Annotated in this window: 29 protein-coding genes and 1 tRNA gene; 15 read left to right on the top strand and 15 right to left on the bottom strand. The window is 59.1% G+C overall.

What is annotated here, in order from left to right; all coding sequences use genetic code 11:
- Positions 1-38: 38 nt before the first annotated feature.
- The gene (locus tag ACR0FB_RS07215; protein ID WP_480619895.1) at positions 39-380 is read right to left on the bottom strand and encodes a hypothetical protein; all 342 of its coding nucleotides are present in this window, start codon (positions 378-380) and stop codon (positions 39-41) included.
- Between ACR0FB_RS07215 and ACR0FB_RS07220 the strand changes: the two genes are divergently transcribed.
- The 4 genes from ACR0FB_RS07220 (at position 339) to ACR0FB_RS07235 (ending at position 4161) form a co-directional block, all read left to right on the top strand.
- Positions 339-2336, top strand: a complete 1998-nt coding sequence (locus ACR0FB_RS07220; RefSeq protein ID WP_480619897.1) for a fused MFS/spermidine synthase — start codon at positions 339-341, stop codon at positions 2334-2336. The two genes, ACR0FB_RS07215 and ACR0FB_RS07220, sit on opposite strands and share 42 nt — an antisense overlap.
- A 107-nt stretch (positions 2337-2443) precedes the next feature.
- Positions 2444-3205 carry an imidazole glycerol phosphate synthase subunit HisF gene (hisF, locus tag ACR0FB_RS07225; protein ID WP_171630953.1) on the top strand — a complete coding sequence of 254 codons (762 nt, stop codon included), beginning with the start codon at positions 2444-2446 and terminating at the stop codon, positions 3203-3205.
- Positions 3202-3519 carry a phosphoribosyl-ATP diphosphatase gene (locus tag ACR0FB_RS07230; protein WP_171630951.1) on the top strand — a complete coding sequence of 106 codons (318 nt, stop codon included), beginning with the start codon at positions 3202-3204 and terminating at the stop codon, positions 3517-3519. Before hisF ends, ACR0FB_RS07230 begins: the two co-directional genes overlap by 4 nt.
- A gap of 69 nt (positions 3520-3588) precedes the next feature.
- Positions 3589-4161: a hypothetical protein gene (locus tag ACR0FB_RS07235; protein ID WP_480619899.1), complete on the top strand. Its 573-nt coding sequence runs from the start codon at positions 3589-3591 to the stop codon at positions 4159-4161.
- Here ACR0FB_RS07235 and ACR0FB_RS07240 read toward each other — a convergent pair.
- From ACR0FB_RS07240 to rlmB, 4 genes are all read right to left on the bottom strand, one after another.
- The gene (locus ACR0FB_RS07240; RefSeq protein ID WP_171630948.1) at positions 4158-4628 is read right to left on the bottom strand and encodes a CoA-binding protein; all 471 of its coding nucleotides are present in this window, start codon (positions 4626-4628) and stop codon (positions 4158-4160) included. The two genes, ACR0FB_RS07235 and ACR0FB_RS07240, sit on opposite strands and share 4 nt — an antisense overlap.
- Before the next feature lie 196 nt (positions 4629-4824).
- Positions 4825-5283: a YHS domain-containing (seleno)protein gene (locus ACR0FB_RS07245; RefSeq protein ID WP_171630946.1), complete on the bottom strand. Its 459-nt coding sequence runs from the start codon at positions 5281-5283 to the stop codon at positions 4825-4827.
- Between the two features lie 97 nt (positions 5284-5380).
- The gene (locus tag ACR0FB_RS07250) at positions 5381-5662 is read right to left on the bottom strand and encodes a hypothetical protein (RefSeq protein ID WP_371732231.1); all 282 of its coding nucleotides are present in this window, start codon (positions 5660-5662) and stop codon (positions 5381-5383) included.
- An 18-nt stretch (positions 5663-5680) separates the two neighbouring features.
- Entirely contained in the window at positions 5681-6451 is a 771-nt protein-coding gene (rlmB, locus tag ACR0FB_RS07255) for a 23S rRNA (guanosine(2251)-2'-O)-methyltransferase RlmB (protein ID WP_171722899.1), read from the bottom strand.
- A 116-nt stretch (positions 6452-6567) separates the two neighbouring features.
- Between rlmB and ACR0FB_RS07260 the strand changes: the two genes are divergently transcribed.
- Both ACR0FB_RS07260 and ACR0FB_RS07265 read left to right on the top strand, forming a co-directional pair.
- A tRNA-Tyr gene (locus ACR0FB_RS07260) sits at positions 6568-6651 on the top strand.
- A 151-nt stretch (positions 6652-6802) separates the two neighbouring features.
- Complete coding sequence (locus tag ACR0FB_RS07265; RefSeq protein WP_480619901.1) at positions 6803-7477, top strand: hypothetical protein; 675 nt, start codon at positions 6803-6805, stop codon at positions 7475-7477.
- A gap of 79 nt (positions 7478-7556) precedes the next feature.
- On the opposite strand, the gene ACR0FB_RS07270 is transcribed toward ACR0FB_RS07265, so the two are convergent.
- The 5 genes from ACR0FB_RS07270 to ACR0FB_RS07290 all read right to left on the bottom strand — a co-directional run bounded on the left by ACR0FB_RS07270 (position 7557) and on the right by ACR0FB_RS07290 (position 12989).
- The gene (locus ACR0FB_RS07270; protein WP_171630940.1) at positions 7557-8078 is read right to left on the bottom strand and encodes a DUF2478 domain-containing protein; all 522 of its coding nucleotides are present in this window, start codon (positions 8076-8078) and stop codon (positions 7557-7559) included.
- A 70-nt stretch (positions 8079-8148) separates the two neighbouring features.
- Positions 8149-8814 (bottom strand): NnrU family protein, encoded by a 666-nt coding sequence (locus ACR0FB_RS07275; RefSeq protein ID WP_171722897.1) that lies wholly within the window; start codon positions 8812-8814, stop codon positions 8149-8151.
- 102 nt (positions 8815-8916) lie between these two features.
- Positions 8917-10983: an ABC transporter permease gene (locus tag ACR0FB_RS07280; protein WP_480485308.1), complete on the bottom strand. Its 2067-nt coding sequence runs from the start codon at positions 10981-10983 to the stop codon at positions 8917-8919.
- Entirely contained in the window at positions 10980-12029 is a 1050-nt protein-coding gene (locus tag ACR0FB_RS07285) for a quaternary amine ABC transporter ATP-binding protein (protein WP_480619903.1), read from the bottom strand. Before ACR0FB_RS07285 ends, ACR0FB_RS07280 begins: the two co-directional genes overlap by 4 nt.
- A 9-nt stretch (positions 12030-12038) precedes the next feature.
- On the bottom strand, positions 12039-12989 hold the full coding sequence (locus ACR0FB_RS07290; RefSeq protein WP_171630927.1) for an ABC transporter substrate-binding protein: 951 nt from the start codon (positions 12987-12989) through the stop codon (positions 12039-12041).
- Between the two features lie 418 nt (positions 12990-13407).
- Between ACR0FB_RS07290 and ACR0FB_RS07295 the strand changes: the two genes are divergently transcribed.
- Together ACR0FB_RS07295 and ACR0FB_RS07300 are read left to right on the top strand one after the other, a co-directional pair.
- Entirely contained in the window at positions 13408-14070 is a 663-nt protein-coding gene (locus ACR0FB_RS07295) for a DNA-3-methyladenine glycosylase I (RefSeq protein WP_480490660.1), read from the top strand.
- Between the two features lie 42 nt (positions 14071-14112).
- Positions 14113-14805 (top strand): hypothetical protein, encoded by a 693-nt coding sequence (locus ACR0FB_RS07300; protein ID WP_480485311.1) that lies wholly within the window; start codon positions 14113-14115, stop codon positions 14803-14805.
- Here ACR0FB_RS07300 and ACR0FB_RS07305 read toward each other — a convergent pair.
- The gene (locus ACR0FB_RS07305; protein ID WP_209832486.1) at positions 14802-15209 is read right to left on the bottom strand and encodes a c-type cytochrome; all 408 of its coding nucleotides are present in this window, start codon (positions 15207-15209) and stop codon (positions 14802-14804) included. The two genes, ACR0FB_RS07300 and ACR0FB_RS07305, sit on opposite strands and share 4 nt — an antisense overlap.
- 97 nt (positions 15210-15306) lie before the next feature.
- Here ACR0FB_RS07305 and ACR0FB_RS07310 point away from each other — a divergent pair, with 97 nt between their 5' ends.
- A complete protein-coding gene (locus tag ACR0FB_RS07310) occupies positions 15307-15744 on the top strand; it encodes a DMT family transporter (RefSeq protein ID WP_171114855.1) in 438 nt (145 codons plus the stop codon).
- Here the strand turns inward: ACR0FB_RS07310 and ACR0FB_RS07315 are convergent.
- The gene (locus tag ACR0FB_RS07315) at positions 15728-16414 is read right to left on the bottom strand and encodes an ABC transporter ATP-binding protein (protein ID WP_171630915.1); all 687 of its coding nucleotides are present in this window, start codon (positions 16412-16414) and stop codon (positions 15728-15730) included. The genes ACR0FB_RS07310 and ACR0FB_RS07315 overlap by 17 nt on opposite strands.
- Positions 16407-17702: a lipoprotein-releasing ABC transporter permease subunit gene (locus ACR0FB_RS07320; RefSeq protein WP_480619905.1), complete on the bottom strand. Its 1296-nt coding sequence runs from the start codon at positions 17700-17702 to the stop codon at positions 16407-16409. Before ACR0FB_RS07320 ends, ACR0FB_RS07315 begins: the two co-directional genes overlap by 8 nt.
- A gap of 18 nt (positions 17703-17720) precedes the next feature.
- Here ACR0FB_RS07320 and ACR0FB_RS07325 point away from each other — a divergent pair, with 18 nt between their 5' ends.
- The gene (locus tag ACR0FB_RS07325; RefSeq protein WP_209832480.1) at positions 17721-18041 is read left to right on the top strand and encodes a hypothetical protein; all 321 of its coding nucleotides are present in this window, start codon (positions 17721-17723) and stop codon (positions 18039-18041) included.
- A 17-nt stretch (positions 18042-18058) separates the two neighbouring features.
- Positions 18059-18418 (top strand): hypothetical protein, encoded by a 360-nt coding sequence (locus ACR0FB_RS07330; RefSeq protein ID WP_480619907.1) that lies wholly within the window; start codon positions 18059-18061, stop codon positions 18416-18418.
- A gap of 116 nt (positions 18419-18534) precedes the next feature.
- Here the strand turns inward: ACR0FB_RS07330 and proS are convergent, their stop codons facing one another.
- A complete protein-coding gene (proS, locus tag ACR0FB_RS07335) occupies positions 18535-19875 on the bottom strand; it encodes a proline--tRNA ligase (protein ID WP_152458706.1) in 1341 nt (446 codons plus the stop codon).
- 71 nt (positions 19876-19946) lie between these two features.
- Positions 19947-20765 (bottom strand): methyltransferase domain-containing protein, encoded by an 819-nt coding sequence (locus ACR0FB_RS07340; RefSeq protein WP_480619909.1) that lies wholly within the window; start codon positions 20763-20765, stop codon positions 19947-19949.
- A gap of 190 nt (positions 20766-20955) precedes the next feature.
- On the opposite strand from ACR0FB_RS07340, the gene ACR0FB_RS07345 reads away from it, so the two are divergent.
- From ACR0FB_RS07345 to ACR0FB_RS07360, 4 genes are all read left to right on the top strand, one after another.
- Positions 20956-22320: an FAD-dependent oxidoreductase gene (locus ACR0FB_RS07345; protein ID WP_480619911.1), complete on the top strand. Its 1365-nt coding sequence runs from the start codon at positions 20956-20958 to the stop codon at positions 22318-22320.
- Positions 22320-23294 (top strand): isopenicillin N synthase family dioxygenase, encoded by a 975-nt coding sequence (locus ACR0FB_RS07350; RefSeq protein WP_480619913.1) that lies wholly within the window; start codon positions 22320-22322, stop codon positions 23292-23294. The genes ACR0FB_RS07345 and ACR0FB_RS07350 overlap by 1 nt, the downstream gene beginning before the upstream one ends.
- Before the next feature lie 89 nt (positions 23295-23383).
- Positions 23384-24457, top strand: coding sequence for an AI-2E family transporter (locus ACR0FB_RS07355; RefSeq protein ID WP_480619915.1), 1074 nt, complete (start codon positions 23384-23386; stop codon positions 24455-24457).
- The gene (locus ACR0FB_RS07360; protein ID WP_171722886.1) at positions 24458-25147 is read left to right on the top strand and encodes a P-loop NTPase family protein; all 690 of its coding nucleotides are present in this window, start codon (positions 24458-24460) and stop codon (positions 25145-25147) included.
- Positions 25148-25183: the final 36 nt, after the last annotated feature.

Here is a 25183-nt window from a genome sequence, read left to right on the forward strand (position 1 = left end):
CTGGCTTTGAAGAACAATCCGACCAGAAGCCAAACATTTCACTGGGTTGAGCCATAATTCGGGCGGAATCCCCGCTTCACTCCTTCGTCAAACACAACAACCCGGGTGGCAAACGTGAGTGTTTCCAACCTAGACGTTCCCAAAACGTCCAGATTCGGATCGGCAACCATTGCGATCTTCTGTGCGGCGATTTTCACGAGCGCCAGTCTTCTGTTCTTTGTCCAGCCGCTTTTTGCCAAACTGGTTCTTCCAAAAATCGGCGGCGCCCCGGCGGTCTGGACGACGGCTATGCTGTTTTCCAAGTGGTGCTGATATTCGGGTATGTTTACGCGCACCTGTTGACCAAGTTTCTGCCCTTGCGCTGGCAGATCATCGCCCATTTTGCCTTTTGGGTGGCGGCGCTGACTTTCCTACTGCTGTCCACCAGCGAAAGCTGGAGCTATGACGCCTCGACCTCGACCGCGCTGCAAACGCTTGGCCTGTTCGCCGTAGGTGTGGGTGTACCTTTTGCGGTATTGTCGGCAAATGCGCCCCTGTTGCAGGCCTGGTACGCCAGGTCGGGCGGGCCTTCGGCGGATGATCCGTATTTCCTCTACAGCGCCAGCAATGTCGGATCCTTGCTGGCGTTGTTGGCCTTCCCCCTGGTTGCGGATCCTTTTTTTGGCGCAGCCGAGATCAGCCGTGCCTGGCTGGTCGGCTTCGTGCTGCTCGGCGCGCTTTTGCTTGGCAGTGGCATGATCGCCTTGCGGGGATCACGGCACACGAAGCCGTCGGTTCAAACGGCGCTCAAGGCCAGTTTCCCGACCCTGCGGCAGATCGCTGTCTGGGTGTTCGTCGCCTTCATCCCCTCTTCCTTGATGCTGTCCTTCACAACGCGGGTTAGCACGGATCTGGGTGCTCTCCCGTTGATCTGGGTTGTTCCGCTGGCGGTCTATATCCTGTCCTTCATCATCGCGTTTGCCAAATGGAAACACCTGACGCTTGACGCCTTGAACCTGCCCATGCTGGCGGCGCTGGCGGCGGGTGTCTTACTGGTGTCCAAGGTGGTCAGCGAGCATGACGCGCCGGTGGTTATTCTGCTCTATGTCCCGGTGTTGTTCATCATCGCCCTTTTTGCGCACCGCCTGCTGTACGACATGCGCCCATCCGCCGAGCAATTGACCGTGTTCTACATCGCCCTTTCCATGGGCGGAGCAATTGGCGGGCTGTTCAACTCGATCGTTGCGCCAATTGCCTTCACACGTGAGTTGGAGGCGCCAATCACCATGATTCTGGCCGGAGGCTTGTTTCTTGTCCGCGCCCCGGGATTTGCCCTTCGCCATGTCATCATGGGCATCGCGGCAAGTGTTTTCATCCTCGTCATCGCAGGTGCGACACGCGGCGTCGCGGCGCTGAGCGCGGTTATCCCGCGAGCAGGCGCGCTGTTCGTGCTGATATTCGCAGTGCTGTACCTGTTCCGGGCGCAGGCCATGCGTATCCCTGTGGTTCTTACCGTCGTTCTGCTTCCCGCATTTGCGGTAAAGAACAATCCGGTGTTCGAAGATCGCAGCTTTTTCGGCGTGCATTCCGTGTATTCAAGCAAGGGCTACCGTCTTTACAAGAACGGCACCACGGTGCATGGCTGGCAACGCGAATCCGAATATGGCACTCGACCCACACCGCTGTCCTATTATCACCCCGAAGGACCGATGGCGCAGGTCATCACGTCGGACTTCGGCAAGCAATCCAACAGCATCGGAATTGTCGGTCTTGGAACAGGTGCACTGGCCTGCTATCGGCAGCCTGCTCAAAACTGGGACTTCTTCGAGATCGACGCGACCGTTGACCAGATCGCACGCGACCCTTCGCTGTTCACCTATCTGTCGGAATGCACGCCCGATTCCGAGACCCATCTGAGTGACGCCCGGATCGTTCTGAAGCAAAAGCCTTTTGCCTTCGATATCCTGGTTTTGGATGCGTACAGCTCGGACGCGATTCCGCTTCACCTGATCACACGCGAGGCGGTAGAGATGTACACCAGCCGCCTGGCCGATGATGGGGTTTTGGTGTTCCACATCACAAACCGGTTCTACGATCTGGTCCAGCCTTTGGCCCGAATTGCCGACAGCCTGAACCTGACCGCTGCGCATCAGCAGCTGGCCGTGGGTAAAGAGCAGGTTGAAACCGGAGCCGCCACCAGCAGCGTTGTGATCCTGAGCCCCGACAAATCCCGAATTGAGAGTTTTGCGCAGGATGGAAACTGGCAAATCGTCGAAACCGACGGAGCGCTGCCATGGACCGATGGTAAGGCAAACCTGCTTTCGGCACTGAAACTGCTGAAGAACCGGGATCACTAAGCCCCCCGCTCCGCCCATGGCCCGTGCTACCAGGGCCATGGGCGGCAAAACGTCTGTGGCATCGGCGGCGCTTTGTCGGTAAAGGTCCGGCAACGAAGGACGATCAGATGCTGAAGACCCGGATCATTCCCTGCCTTGATGTTGCCGATGGCCGCGTGGTCAAAGGCGTGAATTTCGTCGGTCTGCGCGATGCGGGCGATCCCGTGGAATCGGCCAAGGCGTATGACGCCGCAGGCGCGGACGAAATCTGTTTTCTTGATATCCACGCAACCCACGAAAACCGCGGCACCATGTTCGATGTGGTACAGCGCACCGCCGAGCAGTGCTTTGTACCTCTGACAGTCGGCGGCGGAGTTCGCACCAAAGATGATGTCCGCGCCCTGTTGCTGGCGGGGGCAGACAAGGTCAGCTTCAACTCGGCAGCCGTCGCCAATCCCGACGTGATCGCGGAATCAGCAGATCAATTCGGCAGCCAGTGCATCGTCTGCGCCATCGACGCCAAGACGGTCAGCCCCGGAAAGTGGGAGATTTTCACGCATGGCGGCCGCAAGCCAACGGGCATTGATGCGGTCGAGTTCGCAAAAACTGTTGTCGCCAAAGGCGCCGGGGAAATTCTGCTGACCTCGATGGACCGCGACGGCACCAAGGCTGGCTTCAACCTGCCCCTGACCCGCGCGATTTCCGATTCCGTGGATGTGCCCGTGATCGCAAGCGGCGGTGTCGGTAAACTGGACCATCTGGTCGAAGGCGTCACCCAAGGTGGCGCAAGTGCGGTGCTTGCAGCCTCGATCTTCCATTTCGGAGAATACACGATCCGCGAAGCCAAAGAGCATATGGCCGCCGCAGGCATTCCGATGAGGCTGACATGAGCATTCTGCACGACCTTGCTGCCACGATTAAGGCGCGTAAAGGGGCTGATCCCGATTCAAGCTGGACAGCCAAGCTGCTTGCAAAGGGTCCCGAGAAATGCGCCGAGAAATTTGGTGAAGAAGCCATCGAAGCCATCATCGAAGCCACAAAGGGCGATCAGGCCAAGCTGACCGCCGAAGCCGCAGACGTGCTGTATCACCTGCTGGTCATGCTGGCCGCCCGGGACGTGGCGCTGGAGGATGTTCTGGCCGAACTTGCGCGCCGTCAGGGCATCAGCGGCATTGCCGAAAAAGCCGCCCGCCCCAAAGGGTAACGGCCGGGTTCCGCGCCGCCGCAACGCCCGCTATACTCGGGCGTCAGAATGACAGGCCGAGGGCGCGACATGATCCGAATTTTGATGCTTTTGGCAACGCTTGCCATCGTTGCGGCATGTGCGGCGCCTCCCCCTTCGACCGGGGATGAGGTGCAACGCCTGACAGCCGAGATTCAGCGTCTTGGCCCGGATATCGATCCGGAAGAAGCCCGCCGGGCGGCGCAAGTCGCCTATTCCTATACCGCGCAGCTGGTGGACGAATACCAGATCACCGACCCGCCGCTGATCCACAATGCGAAGGTCAACAAGGGATTGCGCCCGCGTGGTCTGTGCTGGCATTGGGCCGAGGATATCGAGCGTCGTCTGAAACAGGAAAACTTCCAGACGCTGGAATTGCACCGCGCCATCGCCAACGCCGACAATCCGTTGAGGATCGACCACAGCACCGCGATTATCAGTCGCAAGGGTGAATCGCTGTATGAGGGCGTCGTGCTGGATCCGTGGCGCTATGGCGGGGTTTTGTTCTGGTCACCTCTGGTCGAGGATACCCGATATGATTGGGTCCCTCGGGACGTGGTGCTGGAAAAACGACGACAGGAACAGGTTGCCCGCCTGAAACCCTATCAGCCAGCAACGCCCTAAAGCTTGGACGAGATGATCCCGGTGGAAAACCCACCCATGCGCAGCTCGCCAAACAGGCGCTGATACTCGATCTTCGGACAGCGGTTCATCACGACGTCCACACCGCGGGCCTCGGCCTTGGCTGCCGCTTCAGGGTGTTCAACCCCGATCTGCATCCAGATCGTTCCGAGGGACGGGAACCCCTCCAACGCTTCGTCCACAATGGGCGGCACGGATTCGGACCGTCGGAAGATGTCTACCATGTCCACGGGTTCGGATATCTCCGAAAGGCTGCCGCGTACCGTCTGGCCAAACAGGTCGTTCCCGGCATGGCCCGGATTGACCGGGATCACGTTGAACCCTTTCAACGACAGGTAGCGGGCGACGTAGTAGCTGGGCCGCACCGGGTTCATGGACACCCCGACAACGGCAACGGACTTGGTGCGTTGCAGAATGGTTCTCAGGTGCTGATCGGAATAGTCTGGCATGCCCTATCCTTAGCAGGGTTCCAAAAAGAAAAAAGCGCCCAAGAAACCTTGGGCGCCAGTTGTTGGAACGAGGGACAGTGAAATGACCCGCGGCAGTTCCATTCCGCGGTCACTGTGACATTTAGGCATATATTTGTTAAAAAAAAGAGGGGCGGCGCATTTTTGTGATGACTCTTCACGATTAGCTGATTCCCGCTCATTCGTGATAGAGGATCGCCGGCCAGTTTTCTTCAGCCAACTCAATGTATTCTGCCTGATCCTGCTTCCAGATTTCTTCGATCTCGATCGAGTGTGTCAGGTACAGACGACCATCCACGACTTTCCAGGCCTTGGGGTCCGAGCTCTTCAGAACGCCCATCGCCATTGCATATGAACAATACCCGCCGAACTGCGGCGCGAAAGCACGGGGATTGCTTTCGAACAGCTCGCGGTTCTCCTGCGAGGTGAAATGCCACCGCGCCCCTTTCCACATCACGGAATTCTCGGGCATGCCCATGATCGGCGTAGAACCGTCGAAATAGGACACGGCGTCATACCCGGCCAACGCCACCCCTTCGGTGGCGTAGTAAACGGGCCTTTCCTGCGCATACGTGGCAGGCGCCAGAAAAAAAGCGCACAGCGCGCCAAGTGTGGAACGTCGGGTCAGCATTGCCATGTCAGAATCTAAAATCACTGGGGTATCAAGATGCAATTTTTTGCTGCATGCGGAACCCCTGTTGACGTGGATGTGAACGATCTTCACCCAAAAACGTTCAATCGAAAATGTCTTCGATCACATCCCAGGCTTCATCGAACACGCGCGAGAACATGCTCTTTTTCTTCTTTTTTCGCTTGGCCTTCCGCGGAGGGGCATGAGAAACCGCAGATCGCACTGTTTTGGCAGGCGCGGCCTTCCGCTTGGGCAGCATCTTCAGATCGTGCAAAGGTGCGCCACAACTGGAACAGCTCAGCTCGTGCCGTTCTTTGCCCCTCAGGACCAGCGCAGCCCGGGTCCCGCAATAGCAGCAGGTCGCAATTTTGGATGGACCGGAAATAGCGCTCTCCTTTTTTTGTCAGGGCCGGGATGCATATAAGGCGATTGCCGCCGCATTTGAGACATTCAGCGATCCGAATCCCCCGGCTGCGTCAATTTTCACCAATTGATCCACGGTTTCCTTCGTCTTTTGGCGCAATCCCGGGCCTTCCGCCCCCAGAACAAGTGCGACGGGGCGGTCCCGACCGTCGCTCAGCGCGCCTTCGATCGTTACCTCTGCTTCACCATCCAACCCAAGGACCAGAAATCCCATATTCTGTAGTTCAACAATTGTGTCGGCCAAGTTGCGCATCCGCAGATAGGGTTGACGCTCCAGCGCGCCGCTGGCGGTTTTTGCCAGGGCCCCGGTCTCGGGCGCGGAATGGTGGCGGGTGCCTATGACGGCACTGGCACCCAGAACTTCGGCCGAGCGCAGAATCGCCCCGACATTGTGCGGGTCCGTAACGCGGTCCAGAAGGATAACGCGTGGATTTTCCCGACCGATGCAATTTTCGGCCAGTCCGCCCCAATCCAACGGCTTCACCTCCAGCGCGGCACCCTGGTGTACCGAGCCTGCATCGATGGGCGCCGTAAACTTGCGCGGATCGGCCATCTCGGGCTCGATACCAGCGAATTCAATCGCTTCCGCCAGTTTGTCCCGCGCATTGCGCGTTACGATAAGGCGCAATTTCTGCCGATTGGGGTTCATCAAAGCGTCGCGAACTGCATGCAGACCGAACAGCCAAACGGTTTCAGCAGCCGCGGCCTTGCGCGCCTGCTCCTTTTCAACGACCCATTTGGGTTTCTTCATTTTTCAGGCCTCCGGGCCGGGAATTCGGTTTCCTGCGCCAAAGCGAAATTTTCCTGTTGACGCTCCTTTGGTGCGCTAGTAATCACGCCTCCACGTCAGGTGCAACGCCTGACAGTGGGCGACAGGCCGCAAGGTGTGGCAGGGGACTGTAACTCCCTCGCGGAGACGCACGCCTGGTTCGATTCCAGGGTCGCCCACCATCTTTCCCGTAGAATTCAAAGATGGCTAGAACGCATTGCCCGCGCGAGCTTATGTGCATGCTTATGCGCAATGATGGCTGCAAAGACTCGTAAAAGTTGCGAAATAGGGCACCGCCCGCTAGTCTGTTCACGTATTTGCGAGGGATTTGTTATGAGATTGATACTGGCGGCTATTGCCGTGTGTGTCGCAGGCGCGGCGAATGCGCTGACGATTACGTTTGATAATAATTTTCCAAATGATCCCCAAAGCGGCCTGACAACATATCAGGGAACCAGCCAAGGTTTCACCTTTGACTATGGTGCGGTCTACAATTTTGGAAATCAGATTAATTTCCATGATGACAACGGTGTGCTGTCAACCGTCGTGCAGGCCGTAAACGGGACGAAATTCACTGTGCAGTCCGTCGATCTTTGGGGGTTGTCACGTGTGTTCAAGACTGGATCCGGCCCTGCACCCGCACTTGGAACGCAGGCCTACAACCGGTGGCTCAAGGCGGGTACTGCAACAGTTCCAACCCTGACATTTTCGGGGCTTCTGAACGGTGCCACAGTTGCGACGCAGACGTTCGGACCTTCGGCTTTGAACACTTTTAGTTTTTCAAGTGGGTTCACGGCCATTGATCAACTTTTGATCACGCTGAACGTCCCCAACGCAGTCAAATTCCCCTTTGGCCTTGGGTCAAACACCGTTTGGTGCGACCAATGGTGTGGCGAATTCAACGTGGATAACCTGCAGGTTGCACCGGTCCCCCTGCCCGCAAGCGGGCTGCTTTTGATCGGGGCCGTTCTGGGCCTGTTCGGGTACCGCAGGCTTAAGACAACCTAGTTGCACCCAACATCAAAAAAACGGCGCTGATTGTTGGTCAGCGCCGTTTTTTGTTTCTTAACCAAGGGTTTGGAAGGTTCTATTCTGCCGCCGGGCGCAGTTCCGAGACCTTGTTGAACCACGCCTCGATTGCATCCAGATCCGCCGGCAGGGCTTGCGCTGCGCCATCCGCGAAAGTCTGGAATTTCTCTTCGTTCAAACCGTTCACGCCGACCAGAACCGGGATATCCATCGCCAGGGCTTCGCCGATCACGGGGCGGAATCCACGCCCATCGGATTCATGCTTGCCGAATTTGTTGATGATCAGCAATTGGGGCGCGCCCTCCAGCGAGGCAGTCACATATCCCACCGCCTGTTCCAGCGCTGCCGGGTCCAGACGGCAGCCGCGCGACTGGGTGCCCAGCGACTGCGAAATGCGGATGGTTTCACCATCGGGAAGCACGCGCAAGTCCATATCGCATTTGCTGCTGTCGGCGCATTCCGTGTTTGTTTGCACGACACCGGCCAGTTTTGCTCCGGAGGCCAGCAGGCGGTCCGCAACGGCGCTCAGCAGGCGGTCCGTCGCGCCGCGATCGGTGGTGGTGACATAGGCCAGATGCATCTTGGACCTCTTGTAATTCGTTTGTGACGTTTCAAATAGCACGCATGACACCGCCCGGCCACTCCCTCGTTCACGGAAGCGGGGACAGGCCAATCACGGGAGCGTGCAGGTGAAGCAGAACCGCATAGGCGGCCAGCGCGGCCAGCCACACCCCGGGACGCGGCCAGGGACGCGGTGCGCGCAGTGAGAACCGCGCCGTGTTGCGGGACAAGCGGACCCATTCAAAGCCCATTTCCCGCGACTTGCGCCGGTCGACAAGGGCCATGCCCATAGCTGCAAAACCGGCAAACAGGCCGAACAGAATCACATGTGACAGGCTGCCATTGGCAAGAAGATGTGCCACCGCCCACAGCATCAGCGCGGCAAGGATCGGGTGTCGGGTGGTGCGCAGGATACCGGGCTGTTCTGGGTCAAAGGGCCGATTGCCCAGCCCTCCGAATGAGAACGGGTTCTGAATGATCAGCCCCGCAACAGCCAGCCAGCAGACCACCGGCATGATCAGAACCGGCGCCCAGCGCAAAACCGCAAATGGCGGAATGACCTCGACATAAGGAGCGTTGGCAGCGGCGATGATCAACCACGCCAGGACGGCCAGCGACAGAACCGAATAGGCCGTGAAATACCCCCGGCGTCCGAGTGTATCGATCAGCCGTCCGCGTATGGCGGGTCGCACCGGAATCGCGTGGCTGAGAAGGAATGTGACGAGTGCTGCAAGGAATAGGACCCAACCGGTCATGGTGATCTCCGCGTTATTGGGATCGGTCTAGATCAGGACGACACTGGTATCCTTGTCCAAAATCAAGTTCGGCGCAGGGGCGGTGCATCGCCCCTGCCCTGTTTACAATCCAAGCGCCGCGCGGCGTTCTTCAGCAAACCCCTGCACGATGCGGTCGGCAATCAGCGCCAGAATCGCCATCGCGGCCCCGGCCGAAATGCCAAGCCCCACATCTGCCTGACCCAGCGCCAGATAGATCGACTGCCCCAGACCCGTGGTGCCAATAAGGGCGGCGATCACCAGCATCGCAAAGGCGTAGAGGATGGTCTGGTTCAACCCCAGCAGGATCGTGGGCGCGGCATAGGGCGCGCGCACGTCGCGCATGATCTGCCACTCGGTCGCACCGCTTGAGATCGCGGCCTCCATCATCTCGTCCGGCGTGTTGACCAACCCGTGCCGCGTGTAGCGGATCATGGGCACGATCGCATAGGCGCAGATTGCCAGAAAGGCCGAGAACTCGCCGATCTGGAACACCATGAGAACCGGGATCAGGAACACGAACAGAGGGATTGTCTGCAACATGTCGCAGATCGGACGGACCACTTTCCACACCGGTTCCCAGACCGCGCTGGCAAGGCCGATCAGGCCGCCGACCACGGCACAGGAAAACACCGCCGCACCGCTGAGGTAAAGCGACAAGAGCGCTCTCTCCCACAGGCCCGAAACGAGGATGGTGCAAAGCAGCCCCACGCACAGCGCCGCCAGACGCCAGCCCCCCGCGACCCAGCCCAGAGCAGCGGCGCCGGTCAGGACAAAGGGCCACGGCAGGTTGGCAATGCCGGTTTCCAGCATTCCAATCAGAATCATGACGATCAGACCACCCGTCAGCCGCCCACGCCATGCCATCAACAGCGCGATCCCGGCACCTGCGGCAAACAGGCCAAAGCTCATGCCCGGCGTCCACTGAAAGCCCCAGGTGAAGGGCAGCACCGCCTGATCCAGACCGATCCGCAAAGGCAGCAGCACATAGAAAAGTGAGTTGTTCTTGAGCGCATCCAACCATGGGCCATTGGCCTGAGTGAACGCGGTCAAGCCGCTGTCCACGGCCTCGGCCATCGGATCCAGCAAGGTCAGTTCGGATGGGTTCGGCAACCACGCCCAGAAGGCGGCCGTGAAGACCACGGCGAAACCCAACATCGCCCAGACAACCCGGCTGTCATAACGTTTGCGCTCGGTCGCCAAGGTGCCGCTCATGCGATCTATGACGACGGCAAAGACCACGATGACCAGACCCGCCATCAGAGACTCCCCGAACTGCGCCTTGCGCATGGTCAGCAGAACCTCCCAGCCGATATCGTTGAACCCACCGATGACGGCGGCAATGATGACCATGGACAAGGCCGCCATCAGACACTGGTTCACACCGACCATGATCTGCGTCGTGGCGGCGGGAATTTCGACCTGAAACAGTTGCTGAAAACGCGTGCCACCGGACATGATGGCGGCCTCTTTGATCTCGGGCTCCACCCGTTCCAGCCCCAGCATCACGTTGCGCGCCATGGGCGGCGCAGCATAGATGGCCGAGGCGATCAGACCGACAACCGGGCCAAAGCCAAAGAGCAGCAACAGTGGTGTCAGATATGCGAAGGTCGGCACCGTCTGCATGACATCCAGAACCGCCTGAACGAAAGATTTCACCCGCGGTACCTCGTTGGCGAGGATGCCGATGCCACCACCCAGTATCAACGCCACCGGAACGGATACTGCGACCAAGGCCAGAGTGTTCATGCTCTCAGCCCAGTAACCCGACGCCAGAACAAAGCTGAGGCCCAGAAAGCCCAGCGCGGCCATGGGCAAACCGCCCAGATACCAGCCCAGCGCGGTCACGATCCCGATCAGAATGGGCCATGGTGTGTTGCCAAGAACGAAATTCGCCCAGTTCATCGGATAGGTCATCAAATCCGAGAACAACCGCATCGCCGGTTTGATCAGGTTCAGAAACCAGTCCAGAAACGTGCCCACCCATTGGGTTGCAGGCAGTTCCCACGCGGCGGGCCATTTGACCAGCCATGGGGCGATGCCCTCGAGTGCAAGGCAAACCGCACCGACGACAACCGTGATCAGGGCGGCCTTGGCGCCTGCCGTCAGCCGCGCGCCGTGCTGCGTCGGAAACTCAGCTACGGCGGTCATGTTTCGTCCACCTGAAGCGCGGCAGCCAGATCGGAAGGGTGCACCGTGCCAACGACATTGCCATCGGCATCCCGCACCGGCACGGGTTCATAAAGTTCCATGCAATGGGCCAGGGCCGCGTCCAGTGTCATCGATGTGGTCAGGCCGGGATCGTCCGGGCCGCACTCTGCCTCGTTTCGCATGACCGAGGCGACCTTGGCATGCTGCCCCTTGGCGACGTCCTTCGAGAATTCGCGCACATAGTCATCGACGGGTCGCAGGACGATATCCGTGGGCGTGCCGATCTGCACGATCTTGCCGCCCCGCATGATGGCAATACGGTCAGCCAGCTTAAGCGCTTCCTGAATATCGTGGGTGATGAAGACGATCGACTTCTTCAACGTCGCTTGAATGCGCAGGAATTCATCCTGCAACTGGCGACGGATCAGTGGATCAAGCGCCGAGAACGGTTCGTCCAGAAACCAGATGTCAGGGTTTACGGCAAGACTGCGGGCGATACCCACCCGCTGCCGCTGCCCGCCGGAAAGTTGTCGCGGGAAGCTGTCTTCGCGCCCTTCCAGACCGACCAGCGAAATCACTTCCTGCGCGCGGTCCAGCCGTTCCTTTTTGCCCACGCCCTGAACGCGCAGAGGATATGCGACGTTTTCAGCAACGGTCATGTGGGGGAACAGGCCGAAATGCTGGAACACCATGCCCAGTTTTTTCCGGCGCAGCTCGGTCAGGGCCTTTTTTGAGGCGCCGATGACATTTTCGCCGTCCACCCGAATCTCACCGCCTGTGCCGGGCAGCAGCTGCGAAATGCAGCGGATCAGCGTGGATTTGCCCGAGCCCGACAGGCCCATGATGACGAAAAGTTCACCTTCCTGAACTTCGAAATTGGCATCCTGAACGGCGGGGATCAGCCCCTGTTCGCGAAGGGCGACGGCAGCCTTGTCGGCGTCATTCCCTGACCGAGACAGCGCGTCGGTCAGGGCTTTGTCAGCGCCCGGGCCAAACACCTGCCAGAGATTCCGGCAGGCGATGGCTGGCACAGTCGTGTCAGTCACCTAAGTGGCTCACTTGGTCGCCGCGTCGACAACAGGACGCCATTTGTCTTCGTTCTCGGCCATCCATGCGGCGACAACTTCTTCGACCTGACCGCCGTCGACATCGATCGCGCCCATCATCGGCTGCTGGTCTTCGACCGCCAGTTGATAGTTGGACAGGATCTCATAGGCGGCCGGCCACTTTTCTTCCAGGCCGCTCCAGCCGGCTTTGAAGATGCGCGATGGCGAAAAGTCGCAATCGTTTACCGCGTTCGGGTTCGGACCCCACGCCGGATCGTTAAAACATGCCTCTTCACCTGCGGGCAATTCAACGAACTGCACGTCATAGGCAGACATCGCCCAGTGCGGCTGCCAGAATGTGATCAGCAGCGGCGATTTACGCTCGGTCGATGCGCGAAGTTCAGCGATCAGGGCACCTTCGGAACCGGCGGGGACAGCCTTGAACGGCAGCTCAAGGCCAGTCATGCGATCCGCACCAGGCGTGCCCCAGTCGGCCGGATAGTCGACCAGACGGCCACCGGGCAGAGTTTCCGCCGTGGCGAACACCTGCGCGCAGTCTTTCAGCGCTTCCCACGCAGGCAAGCCGGGGCACAGATCAGCGACATGCGCCGGGTATGCGATACCTTCCTTGGCATCCAGGCCAAGATCGCCGATTTCGACAACCGTGCCTTCCTCGATCTTCTTTGCATATTCATCCGAAACATTGGACGACCAGATTTCAAGCGTCGCGTCGATGTCTCCATCGGCCAGCGCCTGAAACTGGTTCATCATGCCGGCGGTCACATATTCCACGTTATAACCGGCGGCCTTGAGCATTTCACCCGCCACATGCGTGGTCACGTGCTGACCGGTCCATTCGTTGATCGCCAGTTTGATCGGCTCGTCCACGGCCCCCATATCCGCCGCATGCGCCGCACCGGCAACGGTCAGGGCCATAAGGCTTACACTCAGTTTTTTCATGGATTTTCTCCCTGTCTTATTTGTTTTGCCCACCCCGGCAGGGGTTTCCCGCCGGTGTCTTTGTCTGATGACAATACCATGCCGCAACATGCACAAATTTGGTCGGAAAAGGAAAGTGATCAGTTTGTAACAGCGCGGCTTTCTTGCCGCTGAAGCGTTGATTTTTTCCCGCAGGCGCCGCAAGGACCCCAGCCCAACCCGCCATTATCCCCCGCCCCGGGGCACGGAATGTTGACTGACGAGTCAATCACAAACCGTTTTAAACCCGTTTGTCGAGCATTTCTTTGACAGTTCAGTGTTTTTCTTGTTCGGGCCGAGTTTCATTTCCGGTCGGGTGGCTTTCGAACACCGAAAATTCCCATTGCAAAAGGAAGGCAAAACAAAACACTCTTCCTAAGACAGCTTTGAGGTTGGGTTCATGCGTTCATTTGACGAGATCTTTGATATTGCCGCCTCTCGCCACGGTGGGATCGAAGCCTTTGAAGCACAGCTGAACAAGCCCAAAAGCCACGAAGAACTGGCGGCGATGCCCGACGACCGGTGGCTATCGATCATCACGAAATGCGTCTTTCAGGCCGGTTTCAACTGGAAGGTCATCGAAAACAAATGGGATGGATTCGAGGCCGCCTTTGACAGCTTCGATGTGGGCCGGTGTGCGTTCATGGATGATGAAAAGTTCGATTCCCTGCTGCAAGACACACGCATTGTCCGCAATGGAACCAAGATCGCAGCAGTGCGGGACAACGCGGCGTTCCTTTTGGAACTGCGCAACGAAGGCGGCGCGGGCCAGGTTCTGGGGGGCTGGCCCTCTGATGACTATGTCAACCTTCTTGCCATGCTGTCCAAACGCGGGTCTCGTCTTGGCGGGGCTTCGGCGCAATATGCGATGCGTTTTGCGGGCCGCGACAGTTTCATCCTGTCGCGAGACGTCACCGCCCGTCTGATCGCCGAGGGCGTGATCGACAAGCCCGCTACGTCGAAAAAAGCCATGGCGGCGGTACAACGGGCCTTCAATTCCTGGATGGATCAATCCGGGCGGTCTTTGACGGAAATCAGCCGGGTTCTGGCCATGAGCCTGTGAAAACCGTTTGCGGATCGCAAGCAGAGGACTAGGATTCACCTCATGGTTCTGCGCGTATTCCTGTGTGCTCTTTTATTGCTGTCCTCTTGCGGCCGTCCGTTGACAAAGCAAGAGCGCGACTTTGCGGATGCCATTCAGGGCGAGACCCTGAATCTGGACAGCGTGCGATTGGTCCAAGGCGCGCCGGTTACCAATGTGACGTATTTCCGCGAAGAGCGGCCACGTCTGGCCTGCCGCGAGCGCATCCTTCCTCCGGTAGAACCCGGGCCGGTGACCGGCAGGCCCGCAGCCGTGGCCCTGTTCAACAAGGTCTATTTTGCGCGCGACTGGTATCTGGAAGACTACATGTCCGATTTTCCGGATCAGATGAACCTGGTGGCCGCGATGCTGCTGGCCCATGAACTGACGCATGTCTGGCAGTGGCAGAATCGCCGGACCACCGGTTACCACCCGTTGCGAGCAGCGGCGGAACATGGTGGGCGCAGCGACCCGTATCTTTTTGACCTCGAAACCTCGCCGGACTTCCTGTCCTACGGGTTTGAACAGCAGGGCGCCATCGTTGAGGAATACGTTTGCTGCCGTGCGCTGGACCCTCAGGCCACCCGAACCAAACGGCTGCACAGGATGCTGAGTGCGCATTTTGATCTGTCCCCGCTTCCGCAAAAAGGGCGTGAGCGCGCGATCTTGCTTCCCTGGAGCGAGGCCGAGATCGACGGGATTTGCAGCGGAACCTAATTCTTCTGAAGTGTTTCCAGATAGGCCACCAGATCCACGATGGGCTGGCTCGTCAGAATTGGCTGACCCTGCGGCGTTTTCATGGATGTGTCCTGCCCGTCAAAATAAGGACCATAAACCGGCATAGGGCTACCATGGCTGACCAGCGGATCCCGACCATCAATGCGGGCGACAACGCCCGCAGTCGGGAACACGCCCTCTTCGTTGGACAAAGCGGTCAGATCACTTGGTTGAACCACCAGCACGGCTGCCATCGGACCCTGACCCATCGCATCGATTCCGTGGCAGGTCGCGCAATGGTGCACATAGAGTTCCTCTCCGGTCTTCGCGTCCTGAGCCCAGGCGGCCTGCGAGGCAGCAGCCGAAACCCCAAGAACCATTACACTGATTGTTGCCTTGAACATCGTATCCTCCTGCCTGGATTGGCATTTGCAGGGTTGCCCGATGACCGTCTTGGCGCAATGATCCAGATCAACGAATAAGGTACAGAGGTTTCGGGCAATGACACAATACGCCGCCATCATGCTGGCCGCCGGATTTGGAATTCCGATCCTGGCCGCGCTCAACGCGGCGCTGGGAAAAGTCATCGGGTCGCCAACTGCGGCAGCTGTTGTGCTGTTTGCCATTGCCTTCGCCGCCTCCGCCTTGGTCATGGCGCTGTTTCCCGGATTTGCGGCCTTGTCCAAGATTGCCAATGCGCCGAAACACCTGTTGCTTGCAGGTGTCCTGATTGCTTTCTATGTCCTGTCGATCACCCATGTCGCACCACATTTCGGGGTGGGCAATGCAGTGTTCTTTGTGCTGCTCGGGCAATTGATCAGCGCTGCGGCCATCGACCATTTCGGCCTGTTCGGCGCACAGGTCGAACCGCTTACGCTTATGCGGATGGGCGGGATCGCCGTCATGGCCATTGGCGTTGCGATCACTCAACTGGCCTGAGCACTCCGCCCTCAAGCCGGACCATCCGGTCCATGCGCGCCGCCAGGTCAAGATTGTGCGTTGCTATCAACGCCGACAACCCTTCGTCCCGCACCAGCTTCATCAGTGTATCAAAGACCTGATCCGAGGTTTCGGGGTCCAGATTGCCCGTCGGTTCATCCGCCAACAAAACACGGGGCGCATTCGCCAAGGCCCGGCAAAACGCCACCCGCTGCTGTTCCCCACCAGAGAGTGCGGCGGGGCGATGGCTGGCGCGTGCGGCCACGCCGACACGGTCCAGCAGATCCAGCGCTCGGGCCTGTGCGGCCTTGTCCGGTACACCATTGGCCAGTTGCGGCAGGGTGATGTTTTCCAAGGCCGTGAATTCCGGCAGCAAGTGGTGGAATTGATACACGAACCCGATATCCTGCCGACGCAGTGCGGTTCTGGTCCGGTCGCCCTTGCCCGATACGTTCTGCCCGCCGATTTCAACGGTTCCTTCGTCGGGCATGTCCAGCAGACCAGCAATATGCAGAAGCGTTGATTTACCTGCCCCAGAGGGCGCAACCATCGCTACGGCCTCACCCGCGCGCAGATCCAGATCAACTCCGCGCAGAACCTGCACCTCGCCCGGTTTGCCTTTCAGATAGGTCTTGGTCAGACCTTTCAGACGCAATGTGACATCATTCATAGCGCAACGCCTCGACCGGGTTCAGCCGCGCCGCTCGACGGGCAGGGAAATAGGTGACGACAAAGGACAGGCCAAGCGACAGGCCGATCGCCTTGAGCACGTCGCTCAGATGCAGCTCGGCGGGCAAGGCATAGATGCCCCGGATCGACGGATCCCAGACGCCGCCGCCCATCACGTAATTCACGAAGGAAAAGATCGGATCGATATAGATCGCAAAAAGGCATCCCAGGATGACCCCCATTGCCGTTCCGATCAGGCCGGTAAAAGCGCCGCAGATGAAAAAGACACGCAGAACCGATCCTTCGCTCAGGCCAATGGTGCGCAGGATGCCGATGTCGCGCCCCTTGTTCTTGACCAGCATGATCAGGCCCGAAACGATATTCATCGCGGCGATCAGAACGAGGATTGAAAGGATGATGAACATCACGTTGTCTTCAACTTCCAATGCCCGCAGAAAGCCTCCGGATGCATCCTGCCAGGTCCAGATCTGGCTGCGCTCGCCCGATGCTTCGAGAATCGAAATCAGGATCGGGCCCAGGTCTTCGGGGTTGTCCACCATCACTTCGATTTCATCGGCCACACCTTCGCGATTGAAAAAGCCCTGCGCCTGCGAAAACGGCATGTAGACGCGGGTGCGGTCGATGTCATAGCGCCCGGCCGAGAACACATAGACAACGCGATAGGCATTCACGCGGGGCGACGTACCAAAGGCGGTTTTGACGCCGTTGGGCGACGTCAACTTGACGACATCCCCGACCGTTGCCCCGATGCTGCTCGCCACGCCTGAACCAATTGCGATGACATCCTCACCCGCCTGGAATTCAGACAAGTCCCCCACAGCCTGCTCTGCCTGGGCAATTCCAGGCAGATCACGCAGATCGTCGGGTCGGATTCCAAACACCTCGACCCCGCTGCTGCGGTCGCGGTTGGTGATCAGTACCTGCCCCTTCACCAAGGGAGCCGCGCGTTGAACACCGGGCACTTGCGCGACCCGGGCCGCGCGTTCCTCAAAGTCGGCGATTGTGCGATCCACCCGCCCCTGCGCATCAATCTCGCCTGACGAATAGACCGTCACATGCGCGTTGGCGCCCAGAATGGTGCCAACAAATTCCGAACGGAAGCCGGACCGGACCGCCAATGTCGCGATCAGGGCAAACACTGCCAATGTGATCCCGATCAGAGAAATCCAGGTCATCACACTGACGCCGCCCTCGGCCCTGCGGGCCCGCAGATAACGCCATGCGATTTTCCATTCAAAAGGGGCAAAGGGCGGGGGTGTCTTGGCCATGCCTGCTCCGGGGTGTTCATGTTCGCGGGGACAGTTTCGACATTTCACCCGATGGTCAAGCCGGTTGTCATTCCGAACCCGTTCCTCAGCCTGAACGAGCCGAATCAATCCGGTTGCCCAGCACTGTGGCTGGGCCAAACGGATGACTTGGAATTCTGGCGCTACACCATGAGTTGTGAAGCGCATCACAGACAAACTGGTATTGTTTCATGTATGAAGTTAATCGTCGCGCTTTGTGAGCTCCTGAATCGAAAAGGCAACAATGGGCGCGAAATTTTATTACTCTTTTTGATTATTTTCAGAAACTTTGTCACCCTGTATGTGGGGGAACACATTTAAGGAGCGGGGGTCGCTCAATGAATTTTCAAATTTCAACCAACGGTGCGGGGGTTATTCCGTCTCGCCAAGCATCAAAAGAACTGGATTGTGAAACAGCGGCGCTGCTGCGTGCGGCCATTCGGCCGATCTTTGCCAGCGCGGCAAGCTGGGGCAACTTGACTGATATCCTGAAAGACAAAGGGTACCGTCTGGTTTTCCGGCAAGGACGTCTGTGTATCACGGATCGCACTACGGACGCGCGGGTTTGCGGGTTGCGATTTCTGGGTCTTGAGTTTCGCGACTTGGTCAACCGGCTGGGCCGTCCGATCGTGGTCGCACGCGGCGATGGCGCCAACGGCGACATCCTTGCAACGCGCCCGACGGTAGACCAAGACTGACGTCTGAACCAATCAAATTGGTCAGTTCACATTTGGTGGCCAAGCCAATCGCATGGCCACCTTCGCGAAATGGATCTGTGTTGCGTGACAGCAAGACCCGTCACCGGTGACGGTGCTCAGGCAATCTGCTGGTAGATTTCAGCAACTTTGGTAACGGCCGCCTCGGGGCTCAGTTCCTCGCTTTCACCGGTCCGGCGGCAAGTCAGTTCAACGACACCATTCTTCAGGCCACGCGGCCCGACCGTGATCCGCCAGGGCAGACCAATCAGATCCATGGTCGCAAACTTGCCCCCTGCCCGTTCATTGCGGTCATCATAAAGCGGCTCCAGCCCCAAGGCAGTCAGAGCATTGTAGATTTTGTCACAGGCCGCATCCGCTTCTTCATCGCCCTGCTTCAGGTTCACGATGCCGCAATGGAACGGGGTCACGCCCTCGGGCCAGATAATGCCTTTGTCGTCATGGCTGGCCTCGATGATTGCGCCGACCAGACGGCTGACGCCGATCCCGTGGCTGCCCATATGCACCGGAACCGGTTTTCCATCCGGGCCCTGCACGGTGGCGCCCAGCGGCTCGGAATACTTCGTGCCGAAATAGAAGATCTGCCCAACTTCGATACCACGCGCCACGCGGCGGCGTTCTTCGGGGATCTGATTGAACAGCGCCTCGTCATGCGTTTCATCCGTGCGCGCGTATTTCGAGGTGAACTCTTCCAGGATCGCCTGACACTGTTCGCGGCTGTCATAGTCAATCTCACGATCACCAAAGGTCAGATCGGTGACGGCGCTGTCATAGAAGACCTCGGATTCACCAGTGTCAGCCAACACCAGGAACTCATGGGTGTCATCGCCGCCGATGGGCCCCGAATCCGCGCGCATCGGGATCGCCTGAAGGCCCATACGCTCGTAGGTGCGCAGATAGCTGACAAGATGGCGGTTATAGGCGTGCAGCGCATCTTCCTTGGTGAGGTCGAAGTTGTAGCCGTCCTTCATATAGAACTCGCGCCCTCGCATCACACCGAAACGCGGGCGGATTTCGTCGCGGAACTTCCACTGGATCTGATAGAGGGTCAGCGGAAGGTCTTTGTAGCTGTTCACGTGACCGCGGAAAATATCGGTCACCAGTTCTTCGGCCGTGGGCGTGAAAAGCATGTCCCGGTCATGCCGGTCCTTCATGCGCAGCATTTCCTGCCCGTAATCGTCATAGCGGCCGGATTCGCGCCACAGATCCGCCGATTGGATGATGGGCATCTGGATCGCGATGTGACCAGCCCGGGCCTGTTCCTCGTGGACGATGTTTTCCAGCTTGCGCAGCACTTTGAAGCCCAGCGGCAGCCAGGAATAAATCCCCGCAGAAGCCTGCTTGATCATCCCGGCACGCAGCATCAGCCGGTGGCTAACGATCTGGGCCTCGGACGGGTTTTCCTTGAGAACGGGCAGAAAGTAACGGCTGAGGCGCATGAACGATCCTATTTGTCTAGCGAAAGCCCGAATGCTCTACGCGATCCACAAAGGCTAGGCAAGGCGCCGCATCATTCAGGCTTGCGCAGCAAATAAGTGTAATAGTTGCACGAACCAAAGAACGTGCCTTCCCGCGCGGCTGTTTTCTGACCTTCGGCCCATTTCAAGGCGGTCTCGGCGTCGATTGCGCCGGCCTGAATGCAGGGGCCGACATAGGCGTCGATCATGTTTCCAAAAAACGAGGTCTGGCCAGCCTCGGCCAGCAATTCCGGGATGAAACCGGAAACTTCCAGCCCCGTCTGCCGGGCCAGGAACGGAAGATGCCGCAGAACGAACGGATTGCCGACCACCGTCTGCAAGATCGCGTTCACCGCCATCGCGTTGGCGTCAGGGTCGCCAGCGCCGATCGTCAACGACGCATAGTCGCCATCGAAAATGGCGATCGTGCCGCCGGGCCGCGTCAGTCGCGCGGCTTCCTCCAGCATCGCCGCCGGGTCCACCACATGGCTGATCACCGTATGCGCGATGACGATATCAAAGCTACCTTCGCCGTCACAGGTGTTCCGGGAATCCGCAACCTCGTACCGTATGCGCCCCGCCAACCCCGCAGCGTCCGTCTTTTCCATTGCGACCTTGATCAGTTCCGCCGCCAGATCCGACCCGACAATCTCGCACTCCGGGCCGACCCGGTCGGCCAGCGCCCGCGTCACGACGCCCGTGCCACAGCCCAGATCGACGATGCGGCGGCACGAGGCCCAGTCGAGCCGGTCGAAATAGCGTTCGCGCATTTTTATGAAATCCGGCATTTCGCCGCGAAATTCCAGACGGTCCGCAACGACGCGAACCGTGTCTTCCCCCTGTTGATCCAGGCTCTGATAGATGTCGGGCATTGCTTCGTCCCCCAAGGCAGGGCGTCAGTATAGCACGTTTCGGCCCGGTACGTCGGCTCTCTGCGCTGGCGGGCTGTGAATGCGACGCCCGGCAATGGCGCGTTTGCGACCCGAGGTCAGTCGGGTTTTTGATTGACCCGCCAATTGGGAATTTCAATTGTGACGGGAACACCAACCCCAGGAGGCACTGTTGCAGACAATTCAGGAACCCGCCCGGCAGATACCTGTCATCCACCAGACCGATATTCTGGTCGTGGGCTCTGGCCCGGCCGGGTTGGCAGCAGCGCTGGCAGCGGCCCGTGCAGGCGCAGACGTGTCGCTGGTTGACCGGTTCGGCTGTATGGGCGGCAACATCACTGCCGTCGGCGTCGAAGGATTCGCCTGGTACCGGCACGAGCAAACCGTCGAGGCCGGCGGCATCGGGATGGAGTTCGAAACCCGCGCCAAAGAAACGGGCGCGGCGGTGCCCGAAAGCCAGTCGCTCAGTTATGAACTGGACAGCGAAGGGTTCAAGCTGGTGGCGGACAAGTTGGTCGAAGAGGCGGGTGTTCACCCGATGCTGCACCGGCAATTCGTCGCCCCCATCATGGAAGGGGACCGGATCACTGGTATCATTACCGAGTCCAAGGCCGGGCGCGAGGCGATACTGGCCAAGGTGGTAATCGATGCCACCGGCGACGCCGATGTGGCCCATCGCGCGGGGGCCCCGACGCACAAAACCGCTCGGGAGGACATGATGGCGGCGTCGGTCATGTTTCATCTGGCCGGGGTGGACAAGCGCGCCTTTATCGAGGGCGTCAAGGCCGACCCGCAGACCTATAAGGACTGGGGCGGCGGTGGTGAGTGGAACATCGAAACCAGCGGCAAAGAGGACGACATGTTCTCGCCCTTCGTGCACAAGCCCTTCCAGCAGGCCATCGATCAGGGGCTGATCCCGCCGCATCTGAATACCATTGCCGGCACCTGGGGCGCGATGCATGACACGGGCGAACTGACCTACATGAACCTCATCCATCTGGCCGAGATTGATGGGACCGACCCCGACAGCCTGACACGTGGCGAGATCGAAGGCCGCCGTCAGACCATGCTGGCCATCGAGGCGCTGCGCCGGTTCATGCCGGGATGCGAAAACGCGCGGCTTCGGAATTTCGGGATGACCATCGGTATCCGCGACACCCGCAAGATCGATGCGGTCTACAACATGACCGAAAACGACGCCCGCCATCAGGGCCGGTTCGAGGACACGATCGGCATCTATCCCGAATTCATCGACGGCTATGGCATTCTGATCCTGCCGACCACGGGGCGGTACATGCAGGTCCCCTACCGCTCGATGCTGCCCAGGGGCGTCAAGGGCCTGCTGGTCGCCGGGCGGTCGCATGGCGCGGACCGGGTGGCCCATGCCGCCACGCGCAACATGGCCTGCTGCGCCGTCATGGGCCAGGGCGCGGGAATCGCCGCAGCGGTATCATTGAAAAGCAATCAGGAGCTGGACCAGCTGAATCTGGCACCTGTTCACGCGGAACTGCAACGTCAGGGGGTCAGGATTCACTGATGGACAGAATTCCGACCATAGACATCTCGCCGCTGTCCGATCCCGGCAGCGCAGCCTTTGCCGCAACGGTACAAGGCATAATTGAGGCCTGCACAGGAATCGGGTTTCTGTCCATCACCGGGACAGGTGTGTCCCAGCGGACAGTGAATCACGTCCGTCAAACCACAAGAGAGATCTTTGCCATCAATGAATCCCGCAAATGGGATCAGGCCATCACGCGCAAGAATTATCGCGGTTATATCCCGATGGGTTTATTCACACCGAATGACGGATCCGGCAAGGCCGACAAATACGAGGGTTACAAGCTGCACCACGAGGTTGCCGCCGCCGACCCTGTGCGCTCTGAATGTGCCCTGTACGGCCCAAACCTGTGGCCCGCCGAAGTTCCCAGCGCCAAAGAGGTCATCCTGGATTATTGGCGTCAATTGGATCAGGTCACTGATGTGTTGTTGGGCGCGTTGGAATCCGGCCTGAACTTGACCTCTGGCATTTTGCGCGACGCGTTCCGCAATCCGATGACCAATATGACATTGCTGCACTATCCCCCGCAGGCCGCGGAAGAAGCGGGCTATGGCATCCATCCGCACAAGGATACGGACGCACTGACCATCATCGCGCCCGATCCGGTGGGCGGGCTCGAGGTGCAGACCCGCAGCGGCAAGTGGATTTCACCAGACTGCCCACTCGGTGGTTTCGTGGTGAATATCGGCGACATGCTGGAACTTTGGTCAGGCGGGCGATTGAAATCCACGCCACATCGGGTGGTCAACCGGTCGGGCAAGGAACGGTATTCTTTCCCTTATTTCGCCGTACCCCGCCATGACGTCATTGTTGAACCATTGTTGCCCGCCCTGCCCGGTTTCGACCGTCCGGCGGTTCATTGCGGCCACTGGTCGGCAGAAATCTGGCGCACCAACTGGCCCGATGAAGCCGCAGAAGAAGACACCCCTGAACTGGGGACGTTGCACGATTGAAGCGGGCAAAGCCCCTGCCCATGAAGCGCTTGCATCATGGGCTTTGATGCGCCAAGAACGCCTGCAAGTGCCTGAACAAGGGGATCACGATGGCTTTGCCGGTAAAGGATCAGCTGAGATACTGGGGCGTCGCCGCGGCGGTTTTTGTTTTGATCCTCTGGGCTTTGGGGGATGTCCTGCTGCCCTTCGTCATAGGCGGAGCAATTGCGTATTTCCTTGATCCCGTTGCGGATCGGCTGGAGAGGTTGGGCCTGTCGCGCATCGCAGCCACATCCGTCATCACCGTCATCGGGATTTTGGGGTTTATATTGGCGATCCTGATGGTCGTGCCCGCCCTGATTACCCAGTTGCTGGATCTGATCGACGTTCTGCCAGACCTGTTCAAGCAATTGCGCGGGTTCATTGAAAAACAATTCCCGTCGCTGCTGGATCGGGAATCAAACACTCATCAGATGCTGGTGTCCTTCGGCGATATGCTGAAATCCAAGACTGGTGATGTTCTGCAAACGGTTCTTGCCTCACTTGGGTCTGCGATAAACATTGTTGTCCTTCTGGTGATCGTGCCCGTTGTGGCCGTTTACCTGCTGCTGGACTGGGATCGCATGGTCGCTCGCATCGGAGAGCTCCTGCCGCGTGATCATGCCCCCACCATCAGGCGGCTGGCCGGTGAGATTGACGCCGTGCTGGCCTCTTTCGTGCGCGGGATGGGAACGGTCTGCCTGATCCTAGGTACCTACTATGCCGTCGCGCTGATGCTTGCCGGTCTGCAATTCGGCCTGATCGTGGGGTTCATCGCGGGGCTGGTCACGTTCATCCCCTATCTGGGCGCCCTGATCGGAGGCTCATTGGCCATCGGGCTGGCGCTGTTTCAGTTTTGGGGAGATTGGGCACATGTCGGACTGATCGCGGGGATCTTTGCCATCGGACAGGTCACCGAGGGGAATTTCCTGACACCCAAACTGGTAGGCAGCTCTGTCGGGCTGCACCCGGTCTGGCTGCTGCTGGCGCTGTCGGTCTTTGGGGCTTTGTTTGGCTTTGTCGGCATGCTGATCGCCGTGCCCGTGGCCGCAGCATTGGGCGTGCTGGCCCGATTTGCCACATCGCTGTACCTGGACAGCCGACTTTATACCGGTCTTGAACGTCAGGATCAGGAAACCGAGTAAATGGCCCGACAACTCAGCTTTGATCTGCCCGCCAAAACTGCGCTCGGGCGAGAGGACTTTTTTGTGTCGCCTGCCAATGCCTTGGCCGTGGCGATGATCTCGGCCACATCCTGGCCGGGAAACAAGCTTGTTCTGACCGGTCCGGCTGGCGCGGGTAAAACCCATCTGGCACATGTCTGGGCCGCGGAAACCGGCGGGCGCATCATTCAGGCCGCCGATTTGCGGTATGACGACGTGCCGGATCTGGCACGCAGGCCGATTGCCGTCGAAGACGTGCCCATGATCGCCGACGATGCCGACCAGCAGAAAACGCTGTTTCACCTGCACAATCTGGTTCTGGCCGAGGGGAACGCCCTGCTGATGACGGGTCGGCTGGCCCCGAAGTTCTGGGAATTGCCACTGGCCGACCTGCAAAGCCGGGTCGAAGGCGCCCATCACGTGGCGCTGGATCCGCCCGACGACGCGTTGCTGGGTGCGGTTCTGGCCAAACTGTTCGTAGATCGGCAGCTGAACCCCGGCCCCGAGGTGATCGCCTATCTGGTCAAACACATGGATCGTCGATTTGAAACTGCGGCCGACGTAGTGGCGCAGCTGGATCAATTGGCCCTTATGGAAAAGCGCGACATCACCCGTTCCCTGGCCGTGCGGGTTCTGAACATGAGCCCGGACGAGATCGAGACCAATGATTGACCCGCTGACGTCAATTTCGCATCCTCAAACAGAACA

It is taken from the genome of Ruegeria sp. P10 (genome assembly GCF_056534925.1).

Excerpts from the sequence above, each read along its gene's own strand:
- ACR0FB_RS07215 (WP_480619895.1), bottom strand. The coding sequence starts at position 380 with ATGGGCGATGATCTGCCAGCGCAAGGGCAGAAACTTGGTCAACAGGTG.
- hisF (WP_171630953.1), top strand. The coding sequence starts at position 2,444 with ATGCTGAAGACCCGGATCATTCCCTGCCTTGATGTTGCCGATGGCCGC.
- ACR0FB_RS07230 (WP_171630951.1), top strand. The coding sequence starts at position 3,202 with ATGAGCATTCTGCACGACCTTGCTGCCACGATTAAGGCGCGTAAAGGG.
- ACR0FB_RS07235 (WP_480619899.1), top strand. The coding sequence starts at position 3,589 with ATGATCCGAATTTTGATGCTTTTGGCAACGCTTGCCATCGTTGCGGCA.
- ACR0FB_RS07240 (WP_171630948.1), bottom strand. The coding sequence starts at position 4,628 with ATGCCAGACTATTCCGATCAGCACCTGAGAACCATTCTGCAACGCACC.
- ACR0FB_RS07245 (WP_171630946.1), bottom strand. The coding sequence starts at position 5,283 with ATGGCAATGCTGACCCGACGTTCCACACTTGGCGCGCTGTGCGCTTTT.
- rlmB (WP_171722899.1), bottom strand. The coding sequence starts at position 6,451 with ATGAAGAAACCCAAATGGGTCGTTGAAAAGGAGCAGGCGCGCAAGGCC.
- ACR0FB_RS07265 (WP_480619901.1), top strand. The coding sequence starts at position 6,803 with ATGAGATTGATACTGGCGGCTATTGCCGTGTGTGTCGCAGGCGCGGCG.
- ACR0FB_RS07270 (WP_171630940.1), bottom strand. The coding sequence starts at position 8,078 with ATGCATCTGGCCTATGTCACCACCACCGATCGCGGCGCGACGGACCGC.
- ACR0FB_RS07275 (WP_171722897.1), bottom strand. The coding sequence starts at position 8,814 with ATGACCGGTTGGGTCCTATTCCTTGCAGCACTCGTCACATTCCTTCTC.
- ACR0FB_RS07280 (WP_480485308.1), bottom strand. The coding sequence starts at position 10,983 with ATGACCGCCGTAGCTGAGTTTCCGACGCAGCACGGCGCGCGGCTGACG.
- ACR0FB_RS07290 (WP_171630927.1), bottom strand. The coding sequence starts at position 12,989 with ATGAAAAAACTGAGTGTAAGCCTTATGGCCCTGACCGTTGCCGGTGCG.
- ACR0FB_RS07295 (WP_480490660.1), top strand. The coding sequence starts at position 13,408 with ATGCGTTCATTTGACGAGATCTTTGATATTGCCGCCTCTCGCCACGGT.
- ACR0FB_RS07300 (WP_480485311.1), top strand. The coding sequence starts at position 14,113 with ATGGTTCTGCGCGTATTCCTGTGTGCTCTTTTATTGCTGTCCTCTTGC.
- ACR0FB_RS07305 (WP_209832486.1), bottom strand. The coding sequence starts at position 15,209 with ATGTTCAAGGCAACAATCAGTGTAATGGTTCTTGGGGTTTCGGCTGCT.
- ACR0FB_RS07310 (WP_171114855.1), top strand. The coding sequence starts at position 15,307 with ATGACACAATACGCCGCCATCATGCTGGCCGCCGGATTTGGAATTCCG.
- ACR0FB_RS07315 (WP_171630915.1), bottom strand. The coding sequence starts at position 16,414 with ATGAATGATGTCACATTGCGTCTGAAAGGTCTGACCAAGACCTATCTG.
- ACR0FB_RS07320 (WP_480619905.1), bottom strand. The coding sequence starts at position 17,702 with ATGGCCAAGACACCCCCGCCCTTTGCCCCTTTTGAATGGAAAATCGCA.
- ACR0FB_RS07325 (WP_209832480.1), top strand. The coding sequence starts at position 17,721 with ATGTTCGCGGGGACAGTTTCGACATTTCACCCGATGGTCAAGCCGGTT.
- ACR0FB_RS07330 (WP_480619907.1), top strand. The coding sequence starts at position 18,059 with ATGAATTTTCAAATTTCAACCAACGGTGCGGGGGTTATTCCGTCTCGC.
- proS (WP_152458706.1), bottom strand. The coding sequence starts at position 19,875 with ATGCGCCTCAGCCGTTACTTTCTGCCCGTTCTCAAGGAAAACCCGTCC.
- ACR0FB_RS07340 (WP_480619909.1), bottom strand. The coding sequence starts at position 20,765 with ATGCCCGACATCTATCAGAGCCTGGATCAACAGGGGGAAGACACGGTT.
- ACR0FB_RS07350 (WP_480619913.1), top strand. The coding sequence starts at position 22,320 with ATGGACAGAATTCCGACCATAGACATCTCGCCGCTGTCCGATCCCGGC.
- ACR0FB_RS07355 (WP_480619915.1), top strand. The coding sequence starts at position 23,384 with ATGGCTTTGCCGGTAAAGGATCAGCTGAGATACTGGGGCGTCGCCGCG.
- ACR0FB_RS07360 (WP_171722886.1), top strand. The coding sequence starts at position 24,458 with ATGGCCCGACAACTCAGCTTTGATCTGCCCGCCAAAACTGCGCTCGGG.